This window comes from Streptomyces sp. NPDC048297 (assembly GCF_043201585.1).
Lineage (GTDB): Bacteria > Actinomycetota > Actinomycetes > Streptomycetales > Streptomycetaceae > Streptomyces.
The window spans coordinates 154496-177047 of record NZ_JBICZA010000017.1 but is presented as its reverse complement, the minus strand read 5'-3'; the positions used below and the strand labels follow the sequence as shown (position 1 = coordinate 177047).

19 protein-coding genes and 1 pseudogene are annotated in these 22552 nt (G+C 72.0%); 11 read left to right on the top strand and 9 right to left on the bottom strand.

Annotated features, from left to right (window positions below):
• Window positions 1-6: 6 nt before the first annotated feature.
• From uraH to ACGFYV_RS20595, 4 genes are all read right to left on the bottom strand, one after another.
• Window positions 7-408: a hydroxyisourate hydrolase gene (gene uraH, locus ACGFYV_RS20610; protein ID WP_393879837.1), complete on the bottom strand. Its 402-nt coding sequence runs from the start codon at window positions 406-408 to the stop codon at window positions 7-9.
• A gap of 4 nt (window positions 409-412) precedes the next feature.
• Window positions 413-925 (bottom strand): 2-oxo-4-hydroxy-4-carboxy-5-ureidoimidazoline decarboxylase, encoded by a 513-nt coding sequence (gene uraD, locus ACGFYV_RS20605; protein WP_393879836.1) that lies wholly within the window; start codon window positions 923-925, stop codon window positions 413-415.
• 152 nt (window positions 926-1077) lie between these two features.
• A complete protein-coding gene (locus ACGFYV_RS20600) occupies window positions 1078-1389 on the bottom strand; it encodes a helix-turn-helix domain-containing protein (RefSeq protein WP_393879857.1) in 312 nt (103 codons plus the stop codon).
• A 47-nt stretch (window positions 1390-1436) separates the two neighbouring features.
• On the bottom strand, window positions 1437-1688 hold the full coding sequence (locus tag ACGFYV_RS20595; RefSeq protein ID WP_393879835.1) for a hypothetical protein: 252 nt from the start codon (window positions 1686-1688) through the stop codon (window positions 1437-1439).
• Window positions 1689-1870: 182 nt separating this feature from the next.
• Here ACGFYV_RS20595 and ACGFYV_RS20590 point away from each other — a divergent pair, with 182 nt between their 5' ends.
• The 5 genes from ACGFYV_RS20590 (at window position 1871) to ACGFYV_RS20570 (ending at window position 6695) form a co-directional block, all read left to right on the top strand.
• Window positions 1871-2710, top strand: a complete 840-nt coding sequence (locus tag ACGFYV_RS20590) for a TIM barrel protein (RefSeq protein ID WP_393879834.1) — start codon at window positions 1871-1873, stop codon at window positions 2708-2710.
• Window positions 2711-2752: 42 nt separating this feature from the next.
• A complete protein-coding gene (locus ACGFYV_RS20585) occupies window positions 2753-3658 on the top strand; it encodes a 2-hydroxy-3-oxopropionate reductase (protein WP_393879833.1) in 906 nt (301 codons plus the stop codon).
• A gap of 181 nt (window positions 3659-3839) precedes the next feature.
• Window positions 3840-5312, top strand: a complete 1473-nt coding sequence (locus ACGFYV_RS20580) for a catalase (protein ID WP_393879832.1) — start codon at window positions 3840-3842, stop codon at window positions 5310-5312.
• 403 nt (window positions 5313-5715) lie between these two features.
• Window positions 5716-5949 carry a hypothetical protein gene (locus ACGFYV_RS20575; RefSeq protein WP_393879831.1) on the top strand — a complete coding sequence of 78 codons (234 nt, stop codon included), beginning with the start codon at window positions 5716-5718 and terminating at the stop codon, window positions 5947-5949.
• 161 nt (window positions 5950-6110) lie between these two features.
• Window positions 6111-6695 carry a TIGR04222 domain-containing membrane protein gene (locus tag ACGFYV_RS20570; RefSeq protein WP_393879830.1) on the top strand — a complete coding sequence of 195 codons (585 nt, stop codon included), beginning with the start codon at window positions 6111-6113 and terminating at the stop codon, window positions 6693-6695.
• Window positions 6696-6791: 96 nt separating this feature from the next.
• Here the strand turns inward: ACGFYV_RS20570 and gcl are convergent, their stop codons facing one another.
• Window positions 6792-8579, bottom strand: coding sequence for a glyoxylate carboligase (gene gcl, locus ACGFYV_RS20565; protein WP_393879829.1), 1788 nt, complete (start codon window positions 8577-8579; stop codon window positions 6792-6794).
• A 194-nt stretch (window positions 8580-8773) separates the two neighbouring features.
• On the opposite strand from gcl, the gene ACGFYV_RS20560 reads away from it, so the two are divergent.
• Window positions 8774-9589 (top strand): hypothetical protein, encoded by an 816-nt coding sequence (locus ACGFYV_RS20560; protein ID WP_393879828.1) that lies wholly within the window; start codon window positions 8774-8776, stop codon window positions 9587-9589.
• Window positions 9590-9681: 92 nt separating this feature from the next.
• On the opposite strand, the gene ACGFYV_RS20555 is transcribed toward ACGFYV_RS20560, so the two are convergent.
• Window positions 9682-11271, bottom strand: a complete 1590-nt coding sequence (locus ACGFYV_RS20555) for an AMP-binding protein (protein WP_393879827.1) — start codon at window positions 11269-11271, stop codon at window positions 9682-9684.
• Window positions 11268-12941: an AMP-binding protein gene (locus ACGFYV_RS20550; RefSeq protein WP_393879826.1), complete on the bottom strand. Its 1674-nt coding sequence runs from the start codon at window positions 12939-12941 to the stop codon at window positions 11268-11270. Before ACGFYV_RS20550 ends, ACGFYV_RS20555 begins: the two co-directional genes overlap by 4 nt.
• A 163-nt stretch (window positions 12942-13104) precedes the next feature.
• On the opposite strand from ACGFYV_RS20550, the gene ACGFYV_RS20545 reads away from it, so the two are divergent.
• From ACGFYV_RS20545 to ACGFYV_RS20525, 5 genes are all read left to right on the top strand, one after another.
• Window positions 13105-13947, top strand: a complete 843-nt coding sequence (locus tag ACGFYV_RS20545; protein WP_393879825.1) for a response regulator transcription factor — start codon at window positions 13105-13107, stop codon at window positions 13945-13947.
• A 472-nt stretch (window positions 13948-14419) separates the two neighbouring features.
• Window positions 14420-17272: an AAA family ATPase gene (locus ACGFYV_RS20540; protein ID WP_393879824.1), complete on the top strand. Its 2853-nt coding sequence runs from the start codon at window positions 14420-14422 to the stop codon at window positions 17270-17272.
• Between the two features lie 204 nt (window positions 17273-17476).
• Entirely contained in the window at window positions 17477-18268 is a 792-nt protein-coding gene (locus ACGFYV_RS20535) for a S1 family peptidase (RefSeq protein ID WP_393879823.1), read from the top strand.
• A 340-nt stretch (window positions 18269-18608) separates the two neighbouring features.
• On the top strand, window positions 18609-19766 hold the full coding sequence (locus ACGFYV_RS20530; RefSeq protein WP_393879822.1) for a magnesium and cobalt transport protein CorA: 1158 nt from the start codon (window positions 18609-18611) through the stop codon (window positions 19764-19766).
• A gap of 109 nt (window positions 19767-19875) precedes the next feature.
• Window positions 19876-20718, top strand: a complete 843-nt coding sequence (locus ACGFYV_RS20525; protein WP_393879821.1) for a patatin-like phospholipase family protein — start codon at window positions 19876-19878, stop codon at window positions 20716-20718.
• Here ACGFYV_RS20525 and ACGFYV_RS20520 read toward each other — a convergent pair.
• Window positions 20695-21150: a hypothetical protein gene (locus ACGFYV_RS20520; protein WP_393879820.1), complete on the bottom strand. Its 456-nt coding sequence runs from the start codon at window positions 21148-21150 to the stop codon at window positions 20695-20697. The genes ACGFYV_RS20525 and ACGFYV_RS20520 overlap by 24 nt on opposite strands.
• 261 nt (window positions 21151-21411) lie before the next feature.
• Window positions 21412-22389: pseudogene (locus ACGFYV_RS20515) on the bottom strand (IS481 family transposase); the annotation flags it as partial.
• Between the last annotated feature and the right edge of the window lie 163 nt (window positions 22390-22552).

Genomic DNA, 22552 nt, shown 5'->3' with positions numbered 1-22552 from the left:
TTTCTGCTAGCTCCCTCGGTAAACGGAGTAGCCGAACGGGTTGAGCAGCAGCGGTACGTGGTAGTGCTCCCCGGGCTTCACGGCGAAGGTGATCGCCACCTCGGGGAAGAACACGGAACCGCTGTCCCGATTCGCGGGGGCGTCCTGCTGCGCATCGGCTTGCTTGTTCTCGGACTTCAGGAAATACGTCTCGACGGCGAAGTCGAGCCGTACGTGTGTGGTCCCCTCCGGCAGGGCCGGCAGGTCCTTGCACCGGCCGTCGGCGTCGGTCGCGGAGCCGCCGAGCGCCTGCCAGTCCCCCTCGCGCCCGCCGCGGGCGGAGAGCTGGACGGCGACGCCCTCGGCGGGGCGGCCGATCGAGGTGTCCAGGATGTGCGTGGACACGGAGGCGGTGGTGCTGGTGCTCATGGTGTCAGGCGTCCTCTTCGACGAGTCGGGCCAGTCGGATGCGGTTGATCTTGCCCAGCTCGGTGCGGACGACCTCGCGTTCCCGCTCGGGCGCGTTGCCGATCCGCTCCTTGACCGCGTCGCGCATCTGCTCGCCGGTCCGGCCGGTGGCACAGATCAGGAAGACGTGGCCGAACTTCTCCTGGTAGGCCAGGTTGAGTTCGAGCATCTCGGCCCTGAGGTCCTCGGAGGCGCCGGCCATGCCGCGCTGCTCCCGCGCGGAGGTCGGGTCTCCGGGCTTGGGGCGGCCGATCGGCGGGTGGCCGGCCATGGCCTCTTCCAGGTCCGCGGTGCTCAGCTCGGCCATGGCGGCGTCGCTGGTGGCGTAGAGGTCCTCTACGGTGGGGTACGGGCGGGCGGCGGACAGTCGCCGGGCCCACTCGGTGGAGGCGCACGCCTCGTGGAGTGCGGCGAGGGCCGCGCTCTCCTCCAGAACGTTGAACCGGGCCAGACCCGGTGGCGTGGAAGTCGAAGTCACGGGAGCCTCCGTGGCCGCGTCGGGCCTTCGTGCTGAACGGGCTGCCGATAGCTAACGCCCTCGGAAACACTGCGTCAACACTTTGTTGAAAAATCCGCGTAACAAGCAGCGCCCGCGCCCGGGGCCCCCGCCCCGCCTCCCCCCGGGGGGCTTCAGCCCTCCTTCTCCCGGTTGAGGTAGTTGTAGACCGTGAAGCGGCTGACGCCGAGCGCGCCGGCCACGGTCTCCACGCCGTGCCGCACGGAGAAGGCGCCGCGCGCCTCCAGCGACCGGACGACCTCCTGCTTGGTCCTGCGGTCCAGGTCGGCCAGCGGCCGGCCCTGCCGGCGCTCCATGGCCGCGAGGATGTGGTCCAGGGAGTCGGCGAGCTGGGGCAGGCGCACGGCGACGACGTCGACGCCCTCCCAGGCGAGGACGACGTCCTCGGACCCGGCCTCGTCGGGCGGGAGCATCTCCCCGCCCATGGCGTCGACCAGTGGCTTCACGGCCGCGATGAAGGGCTCCTCCCCGATCACCTATCGCCCTCCCCGACCACGTTGAGCTGGAGCGAGATCCGGGTGGCACCGGCCTCCAGGCTCTGGCGCAGCAGCGCGTCCACGGCGGTGAGCACGCTGTCGGCGCCCCCTTCCGCGGTGTTGCCGAACGGTCCGACGTCGACGGCCTCCAGATCGGCGGCCTCAAGGACCTGTCGCGCCACGACGGCGTGCGCGGGCGCCTCGTCGAGGTCGAAGGGTTCGGTCGTGAACTCCACTCTCAATCGCACGCGCACAACCTAACGCGCGGCACGGATTTCGGACATCCCCGCGAGGTCCGGCCGCCACCCCTGCGAGGTCCAGCCGCCCAACCCCCTTGACAAGCGGCGACACCCGGCGGCAATCTTCCATTAAGCAGAAACGAACTTCCGCAATACGGAAACACGCCCCACGGAAGGGAGCGCCGACCCACATGGGATTCGCAGACCAGCGCTTCAACGTCAACCTGTCGATCCTCTTCACGGAACTCCCGCTCCTGGAGCGTCCCGCGGCCGCCGCCGCGGCGGGCTTCACCGCGGTCGAGCTGTGGTGGCCCTGGGTCGACTCCCCCACCCCCGAGCAGTCCGAGCTCGACGCCCTGAAGAAGGCGATCGAGGACGCGGGCGTACAGCTCACGGGGCTGAACTTCTACGCCGGACAGCTGCCGGGCCCGGACCGCGGCGCCCTGTCGGTGCCCGGCGAGGAGTCCGAGAGGTTCCGCGCCAACATCGACGTGGCCGCCGGTTTCGCCGCCTCCCTGGGCTGCACGGCGCTCAACGCGCTGTACGGCAACCGCGTGGAGGGCGTGGACGCGGCCGAGCAGGACGCGCTCGCCCTGGAGAACCTCGCCCTCGCGGCGCGGGCGGCCGACCGGATCGGCGCGATCCTGCTGGTCGAGACCCTGAACCGGCCCGAGTCGCCCCTGTACCCGCTGGTGTCGGCACCGGCCGCGATCGAGGTCGTCGACAAGGTCAACGCGGCGACGGGCCTCGGGAACGCGAAGTTCCTGATGGACCTTTACCACCTGTCCATGAACGGCGAGGACCTGCCCTCGGTCATCGAGCGGTACGCGGCGAAGACCGGCCACGTGCAGATCGCCGACAACCCCGGCCGCGGCGCCCCCGGGACGGGTTCGCTCCCCCTGGAGGAGCTGCTCGACCAGCTGCGGAAGGCCGGTTACGACGGCTGGGTGGGCCTGGAGTACAAGCCGGGCGACAAGCCCAGCGCCGAGGCCTTCGAGTGGCTCCCGCGCGAAGCGCGCCCCGCGCGCTGAACCCCCCGACTTTGCACAGCAGTTGAGAGAGGCACCCCAATCATGAGCAACCTTGCGGACTCTTCCCGCCCGGCGATCGCCTGGATCGGCCTCGGCATCATGGGCTCCCCCATGTCCGAGAACCTGATCAAGGCGGGTTACGACGTCACCGGCTTCACGCTGGAGCAGGACAAGCTGGACCGGCTGGCCGCGGCCGGCGGTACCGTCGCCTCCTCGATCGCCGAGGCCGTGCGCGACGCCGACGTGGTCATCACGATGGTGCCCGCCTCCCCGCAGGTCGAGGCCATCGCCTACGGCCCCTCGGGCATCCTGGAGAACGCGAAGCCCGGCGCGCTGCTGATCGACATGTCCTCGATCACCCCGCAGACCTCCGTCGACCTGGCCGCCGCCGCCAAGGACAAGGGCATCCGCGTCCTGGACGCCCCGGTGTCCGGCGGTGAGGCCGGCGCCGTCGAGGCCGTGCTGTCGATCATGGTCGGTGGCGAGCAGGCCGACTTCGAGCAGGCCGAGCCGATCTTCGAGGCGCTCGGCAAGACCATCGTGCTGTGCGGTCCGCACGGCTCGGGCCAGACCGTGAAGGCGGCCAACCAGCTGATCGTCGCCGTGAACATCCAGGCGTGCGCCGAGGCCGTGGTCTTCCTGGAGAAGTCGGGCGTGGACCTCGCGGCCGCCCTCGACGTCCTCAACGGCGGCCTCGCCGGCTCGACCGTGCTGACGCGCAAGAAGGACAACTTCCTGAACCGCGACTTCAAGCCGGGCTTCCGCATCGACCTGCACCACAAGGACATGGGCATCGTCACCGACGCCGCCCGCAACGTCGGCGCGGCCCTGCCGGTCGGCGCCGTGGTCGCCCAGATGGTCGCCTCCCTGCGCGCGCAGGGTGACGGCGGCCTGGACCACTCGGCCCTGCTGCGGGCCGTGGAGCGCCTCTCGGGCGCCCAGGTCTGACGACGGTCCGACGACCCCCGAACCTCCGGTCCGCGGCGCCGCCGACACCTGTCCTGTCGCGCCCAGGCGGCGCCGCGGCCCGGAATCTGCTTCAACAAACTGTTGACGCTCAGATCGCCCCACTTCTAGGCTCCACGAAGCGGAAACAGGTTTCCGCTGACTCTCGCACGGAAGGTCCACGATGTCGAAGCGCGTGCTCACGGCGCGAACTCTCACCACGGAGTCCGGCGCCCCGGTCGCAGACAACCAGAACTCCGCCTCCGCCGGCGTCGGCGGCCCGCTCCTCCTCCAGGACCAGCACCTCCTGGAGAAGCTCGCGCGCTTCAACCGTGAGCGGATCCCGGAGCGTGTGGTCCACGCCCGCGGCTCCGGCGCCTACGGCCACTTCGAGGTGACCGACGACGTCACCGGCTACACCCACGCGGCCTTCCTCGGCGAGATCGGCAAGCGCACCGAGGTGTTCGCGCGCTTCTCGACCGTCGCCGACTCGCTCGGCGGCGCCGACGCGGTCCGTGACCCGCGCGGTTTCGCGCTGAAGTTCTACACCGAGGAGGGCAACTACGACCTCGTCGGCAACAACACCCCGGTGTTCTTCATCAAGGACCCGATCAAGTTCCCCGACTTCATCCACTCGCAGAAGCGGGACCCGTTCACCGGCAAGCAGGAGCCGGACAACGTCTGGGACTTCTGGGCCCACGCCCCCGAGGCCACGCACCAGGTGACCTGGCTGATGGGCGACCGCGGCATCCCGGCGTCGTACCGCCACATGAACGGCTACGGCTCGCACACCTACCAGTGGACGAACGCCGAGGGCGAGGCCTTCTTCGTCAAGTACCACTTCAAGACGAACCAGGGCGTGCGCTCGCTGAGCAGCGAGCAGGGCGCGGAGACCGCGGGCAAGGACCCGAACTCCCACCAGACGGACCTGCTGCAGGCCATCGAGCGGGGCGTGCACCCGTCCTGGACCCTGTACGTCCAGATCATGCCGGCGGCCGAGGCGGCCGACTACCGCTTCAACCCGTTCGACCTGACCAAGGTGTGGCCGCACAAGGACTACCCGCTGCGGCGGGTCGGCCGCCTCGTGCTGGACCGCAACCCGGACAACGTCTTCGCCGAGGTCGAGCAGGCCGCGTTCTCCCCGAACAACTTCGTTCCGGGCATCGGCCCCTCCCCCGACAAGATGCTCCAGGGCCGCCTGTTCGCCTACGCGGACGCGCACCGCTACCGCCTGGGCGTCAACCACACCCTGCTGGCCGTCAACGCCCCGAAGGCGACGACCGCGCAGAACTACGGCCGCGACGGTCTCATGGCGTCCAACTCCCAGGGCCGCCACGCCAAGAACTACGAGCCCAACTCGTACGACGGCCCGGCCGAGACCGGCCGCCCGCTGTCGGCCCCGCTCGCCGTGTCCGGCCACACCGGCACCCACGTGGCCCCGCAGCACACCAAGGACGACGACTTCTACCAGGCGGGCGAGCTGTACCGCCTGATGTCCGCGGAGGAGAAGTCCCGCCTGGTCGCGAACATCGCCGGCGGCCTCTCCCAGGTCTCGCGCGACGACGTGATCGAGAAGAACCTGGCCCACTTCCACGCCGCCGACCCGGAGTACGGCAGGCGCGTGGAGGAGGCGGTCCGCGCCCTGCGCGAGGACTGAGCCGACGAACTGCGTCCGGGACCCGACGGGGAGGTCGGGTCTCCGGACGCGCAGGACCCGCCGCCGAGCGATCCGGATGAGGGGTGATCGCCCGGCAGTGCGGGCAGGGCAGGACCGCGGCGCCGTGCGAGCCAGTGCGGTGGTGAAGGATCCGAGTCCCCTTCTCGACCAGAGGGAAGGGCCCCGGGTCTCATCGCATGCGCCGCGGTCCCCAGCCACCGCCTCCGCAGGAGGCCCCATGCCCCGTCCGGCGGCGCGAACGACCTGTCGCGCCCAGCCTCGCGCCGTCGGACGGACACCACGCACCACCGCAGCGCCCCCGGCCCGGGGGCGCTTTCGCATGCCCCGGCCGGTGTCCCGGACACGACGTGCGCGACGGCCGTATCCGCAGGACGCTGAAGCCATGGGCAATCCGACGCAGTACCCGCACATCGTGGTCCACGCCCCGGCCCTGGACGGATCCCGGCGGGTCACCGAGGGAGACGTGACCCTGGGGCTCGCCTCCCACCTGGACGACGTCATCGAGATCCTGCGGCTGGCCGACCTGGACCGGGTCGAGGTCGAGGAGAGCGACGTCGTCGAATGGCAGGGCGGCGGCCCGGACGACTGGCCCGGACTGTCGGAGCACGAGGTGTGACGACCCCGGGTACGGCAGCGGCCGTACCCGGGCCTACGCAACCCTCAGATCCACCTCTGAACTACCGCCGAGGAGGCTTGGCCCGCCGGTTCGGGCGGGCACAACACCGTTGAGCGGGGCCCGTCGGCACGGGGACGGCGGGCCCCGCAGGGGGGTGTGACATGGCCGGTGAGACGAACGTTCCGACGGACCCGCACGCGCTCGCCCTGCTGCGCGGGGGAACCCGCGCCGCGGTGACGGTGGCCGTGCTGGGGCTGCATCTGCGGGGTGCCGTGGAGGCCGGAAGCGCGGGCACGATGCGGACCTCGGGCCCGGCGCCGCGAGGCCCTGTGCCGGCCCTCGCGCGAGCGGTGCACGCGGCCCTCTACCGTCCCGCCGGGCTACGGCAGTTGCTCGACCGGCAGGGCGTCCGCAAGGCCCTGGCGGGACTGCGCGCGGAACTGATCGCGGCGGGCATGCTGCGCCGCACCCTCCCGGGCCCCACCCGGGCCGCCCGCCGGGTGCTCAGGCGCCTGCGCTCCCGCAACCCGCTGCCCGCCCACCGCTCCGGCCTGTCCCCCGACGACACGCTCCTGCTGGTGGCCCTCCACGGCGACAAGGCGCTGACCCTGCTGGCTCCCCGCTTCACCCGGGAGGCGGGCCTGACGGGCCGCGGCGGCACCACGGAACGCGGACTGCGCACGTCCTGGGGCAGCGGCGAGGGCGGGGGCGGCGGGGGCTTCGGCTGCGGGGACGTCCATGCGTGAGGGGCGGCCCCATCCCCCAGGATGGAACCGCCCCTCGTGCGCCTGTGCTCAGACCTTCATATGCTCAGGCCCTCACATGCGCAGACCTTCGCATGCTCAGACCTTCAGCGGCTTGATCGACGTCGGCGCGTGGCCGGGCTCGGTGGCCAGGTCCTCGAACTCGGAGATGTCGCTGATGTCCATCGTCCGGCTCATCGAGATGTTGGTGATGCGCTCCAGGATCGCCTCGACGACGACCGGCACCCGGTACTCGGCCGCCAGCTTCTTGGCCTGCTCGAAGGCCGCGCCCAGCTGCTCGGGCTCGGTGACCCGGATCGCCTTGCAGCCCAGGCCCTCGGCGACCTTGACGTGGTCGACGCCGTAGACGCCGAGTTCCGGGGCGTTGACGTTCTCGAATTCCAGGTTGACCTGGAAGTTGATGTCCAGGCCGATCTGCGCCTGGCGGATCAGGCCCAGGTAGGCGTTGTTCACCAGGACGTGGACGTAGGGGATCCGGTGCTGGGCGGCGACCGCCAGCTCCTCGATCAGGAACTGGAAGTCGTAGTCGCCGGACAGGGCGACGACCGGGGAGTCCGGATCGGCCTTGGCGACGCCGATCGCGGCCGGGATGGTCCAGCCGAGCGGGCCCGCCTGGCCGCAGTTGATCCAGTGGCGCGGCTTGTAGACGTGCAGCATCTGCGCGCCGGCGATCTGGGAGAGGCCGATGGTGGTGACGTAGCGGGTGTCCGGGCCGAAGGCCTTGTTCATCTCCTCGTACACGCGCTGCGGCTTCATCGGCACGTTGTCGAAGTGGGTGCGGCGCAGCAGGGTGGCCTTGCGCTCCTGGGTGGAGGCGACCCAGTCTGCGCGGTCGGGCAGCCGGCCCTCGGCCTTCAGCTCCTTGGCGACCTGGACGAACAGCTCCAGCGCGGCCTTGGCGTCGGAGACGACACCGTAGTCCGGCGGGAAGATCTTGCCGATCTGGGTGGGCTCGATGTCGACGTGGACGAACTTGCGGCCCTCGCGGTAGACGTCGAGCTTGTAGCCGGTGTGGCGGTTGGCCCAGCGGTTGCCGATGCCGAGGACGACGTCGGACTCCAGGAAGTTGGCGTTGCCGTAGCGGTGCGAGGTCTGGACGCCGACCATGCCGGCGTTCAGCTCGTGGTCGTCGGGCAGCGCGCCCCAGCCCATCAGGGTCGGGATGACCGGGGTCTGGGTCAGCTCGGCGAACTCGACCAGCAGGTCGCTCGCGTCGGCGCCGATGATGCCGCCGCCTGCGACGATGACCGGGCGCTCGGCGTCCAGCAGGAAGGAGAGGGCCTTCTCGATCTGGGCGCGGGTCGCGGCGGGCTTGTAGACCGGCAGCGGCTCGTAGGTCTCCGGGTCGAACTCGATCTCGGTGAGCTGCACGTCGATCGGCAGGTCGATCAGGACCGGTCCGGGGCGGCCGGAGCGCATCAGGTGGAAGGCCTGCTGGAAGACGCCGGGGACCTGCGCGGCCTCCAGGACGGTGACCGCCATCTTGGTGACCGGCTTGGCGATCGAGGCGATGTCGACGGCCTGGAAGTCCTCCTTGTGGATCACGTGGGTGGGCGCCTGGCCCGTGATGCACAGGATCGGGACGGAGTCGCCGATGGCCGAGTACAGGCCGGTGATCATGTCGGTGCCGGCCGGGCCCGACGTGCCGATGCAGACACCGATGTTGCCCGGCTTGGTGCGGGTGTAGCCCTCGGCCATGTGGGAGGCACCCTCGACGTGGCGGGCGAGGGTGTGGCTGATGCCGCCCCCCTCCTTGAGCGCCTTGTAGAAGGGGTTGATCGCCGCGCCCGGCACGCCGAAGGCGTCGGTGACGCCCTCGAGCTTGAGGATCTCAACTGCCGCTCGGGCAGCGGTCATACGAGCCATCGAGTACTCCTGCTTCGGCTGTCGGATGCGTACTCCCGTCGCGCCCCGCGGCGAGTACTTCCGTATTGCGGAAAGTAGTTTCTGCTATCTGAAATCAATGTAGGGGGGGTGCCGAAGGTCGTCAAGAGAGGGACACGGAAGGTCCGGCAGGAGCACGATGGGAGCGCCGTATCGCCATGACGCCGGGAGGGGCCATGCCCGAGAGCGTGCCGGTGCGTTGTCCGGCCTGTCGGCGGGCGCACCTCTACACCGCGCCGCCGTATCCGTGCGCCTGCGGCACCCCGGCCGCCCCGCGGCTGGACCCGGCCACCGGGCCCGCCGTGCTGGAGCACCGCAGCTGGGACGAGGACTGGGTCACCGTGCGGTGCGGCGGCTGCGGCCGCACCAGCCACTGGCCGCACCCGGAGCTGGGCTGCCCGTGCGGCACGGTCCTGCGCCTCGCGGTGACCGACGCCCCGGCGCCGCCGCGGCCGACCCAGGCCGCCTCACAGGCCCCGGCCGCCTCGCAGATCGCGGGCACCTCACAGGTCCCGGCCGCCTCACAGATCGCGGGCACCTCACAGGTCCCGGCCGCCTCACAGATCGCGGACGCCTCACAGATCGCGGACGCCTCACAGGCCGCCGCCGGCCGGGCCGCGTTCCGGCCCGTCACCATACGCACCGCCCGCGACGCGGTCACCGCCGCGGTTCTGTATCTGCGCCGGCTCGGGTACGGCGCCGTCCGCCGCGCCGACCAGCGGCCCCCGTCCGGCATCGGGATCGCCGCTCCGGGCCTGGTCGCCCAGGTGGACCCCACCGTGCGCCCGGCCTCGGTACGGGACGTGGAGTGCCTGTGGCTGACGGCCATGACGGAGTCCGCGGTGTGCGTCTACTTCTCCCTCGCCGGATACACCGAGGACGCCCGCGCGCGTGCCGACACGCTGGGCGTCCCCTTGTTCGTGCTGGACCTCACGGGCAGCCCTCAGCCGGTGAACGACCCGGCCGAGAAGCTGAACACCACGGACACCTGACCCACCGCCCCCGGCACTCCCGCCGATCGGCCACGGCCACGCTCAGCCCGCGCACCCCTCCCGCGCCTCAGCCCGCGCAGCTCTCCCCCGCCTCAGCCCGCGTACCGCTCCCGCAGTTCCACCTTGCGCACCTTCCCGGACACGGTCATCGGGAAGGAGTCGAGGATCTGCAGCCGGCTCGGGATCTTGTAGTGCGCGAGCCGGCCGCGGCAGAAGGCATGGAGCGCCTCCAGGGTGAGCGGGTCGGTGCCGTCGTGCGGGATGACGCAGGCGAGGACCTCCTCGCCGTACGTCTCGTGCGGCACGCCGACGACCTGGACGTCCCGGATCCCCGGGTGGGCGTAGAGGAACTCCTCGACCTCGCGCGGGTAGATGTTCTCGCCACCCCGGATGATCATGTCCTTGATCCGGCCGACGATCTCCACGTACCCGTCCTCGCGCATCAGCGCGAGATCCCCGGTGTGCATCCAGCGGCCCGCGTCGACCGCCTCGGCGGTCTTCTCCGGCTCGTTCCAGTAGCCGAGCATCACGCTGTAGCCGCGGGTGCACAACTCCCCTGCCGTGCCGCGTGGTTGATTCACCCCGGTGGCCGGGTCGACGACCTTGACCTCCAGGTGGGGCAGCACCCGGCCGACCGTGCCGGTGCGGTGCTCCAGGTCGTCGTCCCGGCGCGTCTGGAGGGAGACCGGGGAGGTCTCCGTCATGCCGTAGCAGATGGCGACCTCCTCCATGTGCATCTCGGCGACCACCCGCTTCATCACCTCCACCGGACAGGGCGAGCCCGCCATGATGCCGGTGCGCAGCGACGACAGGTCGTACGAGGCGAAGTCGGGCAGGTTCAGCTCGGCGATGAACATGGTCGGGACGCCGTACAGGGACGTGCAGCGCTCCTGCTGGACGGCCTCCAGCGTGGCCTTCGGCTCGAAGGAGGGGGCCGGGATCACCATGCAGGCGCCGTGCGAGGTGGCCGCCAGATTGCCCATGACCATGCCGAAGCAGTGGTAGAACGGCACCGGGACGCAGACCCGGTCCTGCTCGGTGTAGGCGATCAACTCCCCGACGAAATAGCCGTTGTTGAGGATGTTGTGGTGGGAGAGGGTGGCGCCCTTCGGGAAGCCGGTGGTGCCCGAGGTGTACTGGATGTTGATCGGGTCGTCGCAGGACAGGAGTTCGTACGGGGCGTCGCCGGTCGCCCGGCCGAGCAGCGCCGTCCAGCTCGGGTCCCCTATGTACACGACCTCACGCAACGCGGGGCAGTTGCCCCTGACCTGCTCGACCATCGCCCGGTAGTCGCTGGCCTTGTGGCTGAGCGAGGCGAACAGCAGCGAGACCCCGGCCTGGTCGAGGACGTACTCGACCTCGTGGGTGCGGTAGGCCGGATTGATGTTCACCATGATCGCGCCGATGCGGGCGGTGGCGTACTGGACGAGCACCCACTCGGGGCAGTTGACCGCCCAGATGCCCACCCGGTCACCCTTGGCGATGCCACTGGCGACGAGCGCCTGCGCCAGCTCCTCGACGTCCGCCCCGAACTCGGCGTACGTCCAGCGCCGCCCCGGCTGCACGTCGACCAGCGCCTCACGGTCCGGCCAGGCGGCCACCGCCCGGTCGAGATTCGCGCCGATCGTGTCACCGAGCAGCGCGGTCGTGCCCGTGCCGTGCGTGTACGACGACTCGCTCACCGGAAGTCCTCCTCGCGGTACTCGCCGGCCGAGCCCGCGGCGGTCGCCTCGCGCAGCTCGATGCGGCGGATCTTGCCCGACACGGTCTTGGGCAGCGCGCCGAACTCCAGCCGGCGGATGCGCTTGTAGGGCGCGAGCACCTCACGGGAGTGCTCGAAGATGACCTTCGCCGTGTCGGGGCCGGGTTCCCAGCCCTCGGCGAGGACCACGTACGCCTTGGGCACGGCGAGCCGCAGTTCGTCGGGCGCGGGCACGACGGCGGCCTCGGCCACCGCCTCGTGCTCCAGCAGCGCGCTCTCCAGCTCGAACGGGCTGATCTTGTAGTCGGACGCCTTGAAGACGTCGTCGGCGCGGCCCACGTAGGTGATGTAGCCGTCGGCGTCGCGGGAGCCGATGTCGCCGGTGCGGTAGTAGCCGCCACCCATCGCCTCCGCCGTGCGCTCGGGGTCGCCGTGGTAGCCGGTCATCAGGCCCACCGGGTGCGCGGACAGGTCGAGGCAGATCTCGCCCTCGTCGGCGCCGGGCGCGCCGGTGGCCGGGTCGAGCAGTTCGACGCGGTAGCCGGGGCTGGGCCGGCCCATGGAGCCGGTCTTCAGCCGCTGGCCGGGGCTGTTGGAGACCTGGACGGCGGTCTCGGTCTGGCCGAAGCCGTCCCGGATGGTGACGCCCCAGGCCCGCCGGACCCGCTCGATGACCTCGGGGTTGAGGGGCTCGCCCGCGGCGACGACCTCGCGGGGCGGGGTGGCGAGCCGGCCGAGGTCGGCCTGGATGAGCATGCGCCACACGGTGGGCGGCGCGCAGAAGGTGGTCACCTGCGCCCGGTCCATCTCGGCCATCAGCCGGCCGGCGTCGAAGCGCGTGTAGTTGAAGAGGAAGACGGTCGCCTCGGCGTTCCACGGGGCGAACAGGTTGGACCAGGCGTGCTTGGCCCAGCCGGGCGAGGAGATGTTCAGGTGCACGTCGCCGGGCTTGAGGCCGACCCAGTACATCGTGGCCAGGTGGCCGACCGGGTACGAGACGTGGGTGTGCTCGACCAGCTTGGGGCGGGCGGTCGTACCGGAGGTGAAGTACAGCATCAGCGGGTCGTCGGCCCGTGTGGGGCCGTCGGGCTCGAACGCGGCGGGCGCGGTGTACGCGTCCTCGTACGGCTCCCAGCCCTCCGGGACCGCTCCCCCGACGGCGGTCCGGGTGTAGGTACCGGGCACGTCGGCGAACTTGGCGGCGTCCTCGGAGCGGACGACCACGTGCCGCACCTCGCCCCGCTCGACCCGGTCGCGCAGGTCGGCGGGCCCGAGCAGCGGGGTGGCCGGGATGACGACGGCCCGCAGCTTCATCGCGGCCAGCGCGATCTCCCACAGCTCGGCCTGGTTGGCGAGCATGACGAGGACGCGGTCCCCGGCTCCGACGCCCCGGGCGCGCAGATGGTTCGCGACCCGGGCCGAGCGCTCGGCCAGTTCGGCGAAGGACAGCCTGGTCTCGCCGCCGTCCTCCTCGACGATGTGCAGCGCGATCCGGTCATTTCCGTCGGCGATCACGTCGAACCAGTCCAGCGCCCAGTTGAACCGCTCGGGCCGCGGCCATGCGAAGCCCTCGTAGGCGGTGGCGTAGTCCTCGCGGTGTTCCAGCAGGAAGTCCCGCGCACCGCGGAACAGCTCCGTCGCCGTCGTCATCAGCGTCCTCCTCGCTCGTTCCGGTGGTTCGCCCCGGCGCGCCCGGGGGCTCACTCCCGGTTCCCGGCCATTGCCGGGCGGCTCCTTCGCATCGTCTAATCCGTGATGCAGGTCTCACTACCCCCGAACGGGGGTAGTGGCAGCGAGAAAGCCGCATCGAAGGATGCGCCGAAGGAGCGATGACGTGGCAGCAGAGGCCGTGGCGGCGGTGGAGATCCGCGGTGCGCTGGCCCGGCTGCGGCGTACGACCGGGCTCCCGGTCGCCTTCGGCGGGCTGGTCGAGGCCGGCCGGCCGCAGATCCGTATCAGCGAGCTGAGCGGCACCACCACGGCGGCCCTGCGCTCGCTCGCGGTGACCTCGGGCAACGGGCTGGGCGGCAAGGCGGTCGCGCTGGCCCGCGCGTGCGCCGTCACGGACTACTCCAGCTCCCGGCAGATCAGCCACGAGTACGACGTCCCGGTGGCGGCCGAGGGCATCCACTCGGTGCTCGCGGTGCCGGTGGTGGTGCGCCGGCGCGTGCGCGGGGTGCTGTACGGCGCGCTGCGCTCGGCCCAGCCGCTCGGCGACCGCACGCTGTCGGCGGCGGTGGCCGCGGCCCGGGACGTGGAACAGGCGCTGGTGGTGCGGGAGGAGGCGCGCGGGCTGCTGGCGGCGGCGCGGCCGGAGCCGGGCGCGGGGGCCGACTGGGAGCAGGTGCGTGAGGCGCACGCCGCGCTGCGCGCCCTCGCGCCCCGGCTGGCCGACCCGCGGCTGCGTGCCGAACTGCTCGCCGCCTGCGAGTTGTTGACGGGTCCGCACACCGCCGGGGTCGCGAGCCTGGCGCCGCGCGAGCTGGACGTGCTGTCCTGGGTCGCGGCGGGTGCCACCAACGCGGTGGTGGCCGAGCGGCTGGGCCTGCGCCCGGAGACCGTGAAGGGGTACCTGCGTTCGGCGATGCGGAAGCTGGGCGCGCACACGCGAGGGGAGGCGGTGACCGCGGCACGCCGAGCCGGACTGCTGCCCTAGGGAGGGGTCGTATGGATCACCCCGGCGTCGCGGGGCCTGGCGCGCACATCTGCGGCGTTGTCGTCGCTCGCCGACTCCCGCACGCACGAGTCCCGCACGCTCAACTCCCGCACGCACAAGTCCCGCACGCACGACTCCCGCACGCTCAGCTCCCCCACGCCCGACTCCGCTCGCGCGGGGGGACCCTCATCGCGTCGGCTCGTTCCTCCGCCGGGCAGCCGCACGCACCCGGCCCCGCTCGGGTCGGCCGGTCCGTACTGTCGGTCCCAGCCGGCCTGATCCGAACGACACCCCCTGGCCGGGCCCGCTTCCCAGGGAGCCCGGCGCCAGTAAGGAAACCTGCCCATTCATGGGACGGTGCATTGAATTCCCACATCTTTGACTGTTTGTTATTTCCCTCACCACGACTTCCGTCCGAATTCCATGGATCGTTGCCTAGAATTTGGCCCGGACACGACACACGAGGGGAGCGGTGACCGTGCGACGGGACTTCCAGGAGCCTGCCCGATGCCGCCCCGACCTGGTCATCGGCCGCGACGAACTGTTCGCGGGCGCACGGGACCACCTGGCCTCCGGGGGCAGTGTGCTGCTGCACGGCCCCGCCGGAATAGGAAAATCGACCGTCCTGCGGGCATTGGCCGACGAATACGGTGGCACGGCCCGGACCGTGTTGCGCTGCTCGGCCACCGAGTCCGAATCGCACCTGCCCTTCCTCGCCCTCGCCGACCTCCTCGGCCTGGTCCTCGACGAGGTCGCGCCCCGGCTGCCCGCCGCCCAGCGCACCGCCCTGGAGTCGGCCCTCACCGGACGCGGCGAGTCCAGTCTCCAGCGCGACGGCCTCGCCCTGCGCCTCGCGGTGCTCTCCGCGCTGCGCGCGCTCGCCGCCCAGGGGCCGGTCCTGATCGTCGCCGACGATCTGCAGTGGCTGGATCCCGCCAGCGCCGAACTGCTCGGCTTCGCCGCCCGCCGGCTTGAGGGCACCCCGGTGCAACTCCTGTGCGCGGTACGCACGGAGGGCCAGGACAGCCAGGAGTACGACCGTCATCTGCGCGCCTGCCCGCCGGACACCGTCTCCTTCCGGCTGGGCGCGCTCAGCCGGACCCAGGTGGCACAGCTGCTCGACCACCGCGGCCACGGCGCCCTGTCCCGCTCCACCGTCCGCGAGATCCACCGCACCAGCGGCGGCAACCCGCTGTTCGCCCTGGAACTCGGCCGCGCCCTCGGCGACAGCCCCACCCCGCCCCGGCCCGGCGAGCCGCTGCCGGTACCGACCTCGCTGCGCGCCCTGGTGCTCAGTCGTCTCGACATGCTGTCGGTCGAGGCCCGCCGCACCCTGCTGGTCGCCAGCGCGGGCGCCCGCCCCACCCCGGCGCTGCTGCGCGCGGCCGGCCGGGAGAACGCCGAGGCCGAGTGCGCCCAGGCCGCCGAACTCGGACTGCTCGCCACCGACACGCAGGCCCCGGCCGTACGGTTCGCGCACCCGCTCATCTCCGCCGCCCTGTACGCGGAGACACCGGCACCGGAACGGCGGGCCGCGCACGCCGCCCTGTCCACGGCCGCCTCCGACCCGATAGAACGCGCCCGGCACCTGGCCCTGGCCACCACCGGCACCGACCCCGAGGTGGCCGCCAGGCTCGCCGAGGCCGCGGCCCTCGCCCGGGACCGTGGCGCGCCGTCGGTGGCCGCCCAGCTGGGGCTGCTCGCCGCCCGGCACACCCCCGCCGACAGCCTGCCGGGACCGGAGGAGCGGCGCCTGCAGGCCGCCGAGGACGCGATCACGGCGGGGGACCTGGACCTGGCCCGGGACATCGCCCGCGAGGTGCTGACCCGGGCGACGGCGCCCGTGGAGCGGGTGCGTGCCTGGATGATCGTCATCGACACCGCGGGCCACACCATGGTCGAGGTCGACGCCCTCTTCCCGCAGGCCCTCGCCGACGCCGGCGACGACCCGCGGCTGCTGGCCCTCGTGCACTACCAGCTGGCCTGGCGCGCGCTGATCGTCGAGGGCGACTTCACCGAGGCCCGTGAGGCCGCCGCGCACGCCGCCGACCTCGCCGCGCGCGGCGACGACCGGCGCACCGAGCTGCTCTCGCTGGCCTTCCAGGCGCAGGCGGAGACCCTGATGGGCCACCCGGAGGCGCCCCACACCATCAAGCGTGCCCTTCAGGAGCCCCAGGACCCCCGGGTGGCGTTCCATCACAACGGCGCGGGCAGCGCCCGGTTCCGCTGGCTGGTCATGGGCGACCAGCTGGCCGAGGCCCGCGCCACGATCACCGTGCTGCTGCGCGAGGTGCGCCGGCGCGGCTCGGTGGAGAGCGAGGTGCACTTCCTGCGCGCCCTCGCCGAGGTCGAGCTGCACACCGGGCAGTGCGGCCGGGCCCTCGAACTGGCCTGGGACAGCCTGCGGCTGGCCCGGGACTGCGGGATCGGCAGGACCGCCTCGGCGATGCTGACCTCGCTCACCGAGGCCTCGGGCGGCGACGTGGACCGGGCGCTGGCCCTGGCCCGGGAGGCCGTGCGGCACGCCGAGGAGGACGGCGACCAGATGTACCTGTCGCGGGCGCTGGGCGCGCTCGGGTACGCCCAGCTGGTGGCCGGCGACCCGGCCGGCACGGTCCGCTCGCTGCGCCGGGTGCGCCGGCTGGAGCAGGACCTGGGCATCACCGACCCGGCACGTGGACGCTGGCACGGCGACCTCGCCGAGGCGCTGGTCCGTGTCGGTGAGCCGGCCGAGGCGCAGGACGTCATCGACTCCAGCCGCGAGCACGCCCTCCGGCTCGGCCGGGAGAGTGTCCTCGCCGTCCTGGACCGGGCGGAGGCGCTGGTGCGGGCCGCCCACGGGGACCATGAGGCGGCCGTCGCCCAGCTGACGTCCGCTCAGGACCGGCTCGGCAAGCTCGGCTACGGCCTGGAGGAGGGCCGGGCCGCGTTCGCCCTGGCCCGGCTGCGCCTGCGCCGCCCCGAGGCGGGCCTGCGCCGGGCGACGGCGTACGACGAGGCCGGCAGGCTCTTCCGGCGCTGCCGGGCGCTGCCCTGGCTGCGCCAGGTGGAGGAGGCCGTCACCGGTCCCGAGCCGGTCCCCGCCCGCCCGGTGCCGGACACCCAGGGCGTCCCGGACGCCCCGGACGTGCTGGCGGGGCTGGCCGCGATGGAGCGTCAGGTCGCCGCGCTGGTCATGGAGGGCGCCACCAACCGGGAGATCGCCGCCCGGCTGTTCGTCAGCGTCAAGACGGTGGAGGCGACCCTGACCCGGGTCTACCGCAAGCTGGGGATCCGGTCGCGGGTGGACATCGTCCGATTGGCCGCAGGTAAGCGCGCGCGCTGAGTGCGGCGCGAGTTAACTGAGCCGGACCGAGGGTTTTCCCTCACCTGCCCCCCTAGGGGGTTCCCTCATTGGGAGGCGGGAGTTCCGGGTCCTAGCGTAATGGGCGTGCCGCTCGCCCGGGCATACGGGGGTCTGTCCCGAGACCCCCGTGCCGTACCTCCCGCCCGTGCGACCCCCCACCGGCAACCCCCCACGAGGAGACGCATGTTCGGGCTCAGACGTGCAAGAAAGACCGCCACGGCGGTGGTGGCCACCGCCGCCGCCGCGGCGACCGCGCTGATCGCCTCCCCCACGGCGACCGCCGCACCCAGCCCCATCGTGGGCGGCACGGCCACCACCACGACGGCCTACCCGTTCATGATGCAGATCACCGACGCGTCCGGCAGCCAGTTCTGCGGTGGCACCCTGGTGGCCGCCAAGAAGGTGGTGACGGCCGCGCACTGCATGGTCGGCGAGTCGGCGGGCAGTGTCCGTGTGGTCGGCGGCCGGACCTACCTGAACGGCACCGGCGGTACGGTCGGCAAGGTCAGCAGGATCTGGGTCGACCCGGACTACACGGACGCCACCAGCGGCGGCGACGTGGCCGTCCTGACCCTGTCGGCGCCGATGCCGTACACACCGGCGTCGTACGTCTCCTCGTCCCGGACGGATGTCTACACGGCCGGCACCACGGCCCGGATCCTCGGCTGGGGCACCACCTCGGAGAGCGGCGGTTCCTCCGACCAGCTGCGGACGGCGACCGTCCCGATCGTCGCCGACAGCGACTGCCGCGGCTCCTACGGCTCGGACTTCGTCCAGTCCGACATGGTTTGCGCCGGATACCAGTCCGGCGGCGTCGACACCTGCCAGGGCGACAGCGGCGGTCCCCTGCTTGTCGGGGGCGTCCTGGCAGGGATCACTTCCTGGGGCGAGGGGTGCGCGGAGGCCGGCTACCCGGGTGTCTACACCCGGCTGGCCACCTTCTCGGACCTGGTGAGCGCGCAGGTCGCCTCGTGACCCGGAAGAAGACCGCCTGAGCAGCGCTCGGGCGAATACCAGGGAGGCGTTGCGGGCCTCCACGAGCGGCCCGCAACGCCTCCCTCTCCATACGTGGGGCGCTGAACCGTCCGGGGGGGCGGTTCAGCGCCGTACGAACCTGATCCGTCAGGGGGTGGTTCGGCGCCGTACGGCCCTGATCCGTCCTCAGGCGGTTCAGCGCGGTACGAACCCGCGCGCACGATCTCTCACCGAACCCTGGACCGGCACCGGGCACACGGAGCGGGAAGCCACGGCTATCCTGCACGTACCCCCGCATCGTGATCACGCCGTACCCAGGCTCGACGGAGAGGCAGCCCCGATGCTTGAGCGTCCAGGCGGCAGGAACGGCGGCCGGAACGGCGGCCGGAAGTCCGTCTGGCGCCGCGCCGTCACCGCCGCGCCGGCCGCCCCCGCCGTCGGGACCTCGCCCGGCCCGGAGCCCGAGGAGGCCGTGCCGGTGAGCGTCGTCGAGGCGGCCCTGTACCGGGACGGCGTCCGGGTCTCCTCCCCCGCCACGCTCGCCGAGACCTTCCGCGAGCTGCGCGAGCAGCCCTCGGGTATGGCCTGGATCGGCCTCGCCCGGCCCCCGGCGGACGAACTCCTCTCCCTGGCAGCCGAGTTCGATCTGCACCCGCTCGCGGTCGAGGACGCGATGGAGGCGCACCAGCGGCCGAAGCTGGAGCGGTACGGCGAGACCCTGTTCGTGGTCCTGCGTGCCGCCCGCTATCTGGACGCGCCGGAGGAGGTCGACTTCGGCGAGCTGCACGTCTTCGTCGGCCCCGACTTCGTCATCACGGTCCGGCACGGGGCGGCGCCCGACCTGTCCGCGGTGCGGCGCCGCATGGAGGACTCGCCCGACCTGCTCAAGTTGGGCCCGGAGGCGGTCCTGTACGCGATCCTCGACGCGGTCGTCGACGGGTACGCGCCGGTCGTCGCCGGTGTCCAGAACGACATCGACGAGATCGAGACGGAGGTCTTCCGCGGCGACCCCGAGGTCTCCCGGCGCATCTACGAACTCTCCCGCGAGACGGTCGAGTTCCAGCGCGCCACCCGCCCCCTGGTCGGCATGCTGCACGGGCTGATCGCCGGGTTCGCGAAGTACGAGACGCACGAGGAGCTCCAGCGCTATCTGCGGGACGTCGCCGACCACGTCACCCACACCAGCGAGCGCGTCGACGGCTTCCGCCAGGCCCTCACCGAGATCCTCACCGTCAACGCGACGCTGGTCACCCAGCAGCAGAACGCGGAGATGCGGGCGCTGGCGGAGGCGGGGTTCGAGCAGAACGAGGAGGTCAAGAAGATCTCCAGCTGGGCGGCGATCCTGTTCGCGCCCACCCTCGTCGGCACGATCTACGGCATGAACTTCGACAGCATGCCGGAACTGCACTGGGTGCTCGGCTACCCGTTCGCGATCGCCCTGATGGGTGTGGTCTGCGTCAGCCTGTACCTCGTCTTCAAGCGCAAGGACTGGCTGTAGCCGGACTCGGACCCGGTCCCGGGGCCCGGGGAACGCGCGCGGGCCGGCCGCCGTTGTCCCTTGTGGATCACGAACGTGCCTTGCGGATCACGGAATTCGAGGAGCTGACATGACCGACGCGTTGGTGCTGGGCGGCGGCGGTGTGGGCGGGATCGCCTGGATCACCGGGCTGCTGGCGGGGCTCGCGGACGCCGGGCAGGACGTGACCGGCGCCGGGCTGCTGGTCGGCACCTCCGCCGGGTCGGCGGTCGCGGCGCAGGTGGGCAGCGGACTCGGCCTGGAGGAGCTGTACGCCCGGCAGGTGGATCCCGCGCTGCAGTCCGCCGAGATCATGGCCGAGATGGACCTGGAGAAGTTCGCCGAGCAGATCGGGGCGGCCCTGGGCAGCGCGGCGTCGGTACCGGAGATGCGGCGCGCGGTGGGACGGGTTGCCCTTGAGGCCCGGACGGTCCCGGAACCGGAGCGGCGCGCGGTGATCGAGTCCCGGCTGCCCTCCCACACCTGGCCCGAGCGTGCGCTGAAGGTCGTCGCCGTGGACGCGGAGACGGGGGAACCGCGGATCTTCGACCGGGACTCCGACGTGCCCCTGGTCGACGCGGTCGCGGCGAGCTGCGCCGTGCCGGGGGTGTGGCCGCCGGTGACGATCGGGGCGCGCCGGTACGTCGACGGCGGCGTCCGCTCGATCGCCAACGCCGACCTGGCCGCCGGCTGCGCACGGGTGCTCGTGATCGCGCCGATGGGCAGCGCCGAGCCGTTCCCGAGCGAACAGCCACTGGAGCGGGCCGTCGAGGACCTCCGCGCCCAGGGCACGGAGGTGACGGTCATCGCCCCCGACGAGGCCTCCCTCACCGCGATCGGCGACAACGCCCTCGACCCGACCACCCGCCACCCCGCCGCCGAAGCGGGCCGGTCCCAGGGCAGGGGTCTGCTACCGCTGTGGAGCCGCGCCTGAGTGAACCGCCACTTGGACGAAGGTTTCGCCGGCCTGGTCGAGGCGTGCCCCGCGTTGGCGGAAGACCAGGAGCAGCCGCGCCCCCTGCCGGGCCAGCCGGTCCAGCAGGCCGAGCAGGGCGTCGGGGTCGGTGGCCTGGTCGATGCCGACGAGGACGGCGGAGAGCGGGACGCGCAGGGCGCCGAGCCGTTCGGGCCGGGGGTCGTCCTCGATGCCGAGCCGTTCGGCGATGCGGTGCATGACCTGAGTGACCGTCATGCTCCTTATATCGAGGGCGAGATCGAGGCCGCCGGCCGGCGGGACGGTCTCGGGCGGGCCCTGGCCGTAGGTGCTGGTGTTGTGCGCCGTGCGCAGCTCCCGGTCGGCCAGGGTGATCGCCCGCTCCAGGGTCCAGGCGCGGTTGCCACGGGCGGAGACGTGGGTGACGAGCACCGGCCAGCCCTCGCCCCGGAGTCAGGAGGCGAGTTCGGTGGCGAGGGGCAGGTCGAGCCGGCCCGGGGCGCCCGTCGCGCCGCCGCGCAGCTTGGGGTCGACGGCCTCGGCGCCGTCGGTCCAGGCGGCCACCTGCGGCAGATGGCTCAGGATGGTCTCGGTGGGACTCATGTCACTGAAGACGGCACCCTCTCCCGCGTCGACGCTGGGGGGCCGCACGCCCCGCCGGTCGCCCGCACCAACGAAGTGGACGACGTAGGTGTATTGACCCGCAGCGTTGTTCACGCGGCTGATGGGTGGGTGGCCGCCGAGTGCGGTGTGGCAGCGGTGGTGGTTGTAGGTGTGGAGGAAGTCTGCCAGGGCTTCGGTCCGCTCGTTGTTGCTGGTGTAGGGCCGCAGGTAAGCCCACTCGTCGAGGAGGGTGCGGTTGAAGCGCTCGACCTTGCCGTTGGTCTGCGGGCGGTAGGGCCGGATGCGTTTGTGGACGATGCCGGCCGCGGTGAGGCACTGGGCGAACAGCTTCGACTTGCAGCAGGAGCCGTTGTCGGTCAGGACCCGTTCGACGGCGATGCCGTGGGCGGCGAAGAAGGCGTTCGCCCGCTGCCAGAAACCGGCGGCGGTTTCCTTGTGCTCGTCGGTGAGGATCTCGCTGTAGGCCAGGCGGGAGTGGTCGTCGACCGCGGAGTGGATGTAGGAGTAGCCGATCACCGGCTTGCAGCTCTTGCGCTGCGCGGTGGTGGCGATCTTGTTGTCCATAGCGGTGCGGCGGTCCATGACCTTGTGGCCTCCGCCGTCGGGGATGTTGCCCAGTTTCTTGATGTCGATGTGGATCAGCTCACCGGGCCGTGCCCGCTCGTAGCGGCGGACGACTTCGCCGGTGGGACGGTCCAGCCAGGCCAGGCGGTTCAGGCCGTGCCGGACCAGAATCCGGTGCACGGTCGAGGCGGGGAGATCGAGGATCGGCCCGATCCGCGCGGGCCCGAGCTTGCGCTCGGTCCGCAGTCGGCACACGGCCGCCTCGGACGTGGCCGTGGTGCGGTGCGGTGTCGTGAGGGGGCGGCTGGAGCGGTCGGCAAGGCCCGCGTCGCCCTCCGCCCGCCAGCGGCGGACCCACTTGTGGGCCGTGGGCCTCGATATGCCCATCTCTGCAGCGACATGCGCGACCGGACGCCCCGACAGGACACGTTCGACCAGGAGCCGCCTGCCGTGAACGGTCAGCCGGGCATTACGGTGAGACAAGAAGACCTCCGTGCGGTGCAGTCCTAGACACCCCCACCACACCGGAGGTCTTCCCCATGATCAAGACCCCGACCCTGTCAACAACGCTCGTGATCAATACACCTAGGGCGCGCCGGGACGGACCACATGGGCGGCAGTGAGCACCCGATCACGGCCGATTAGC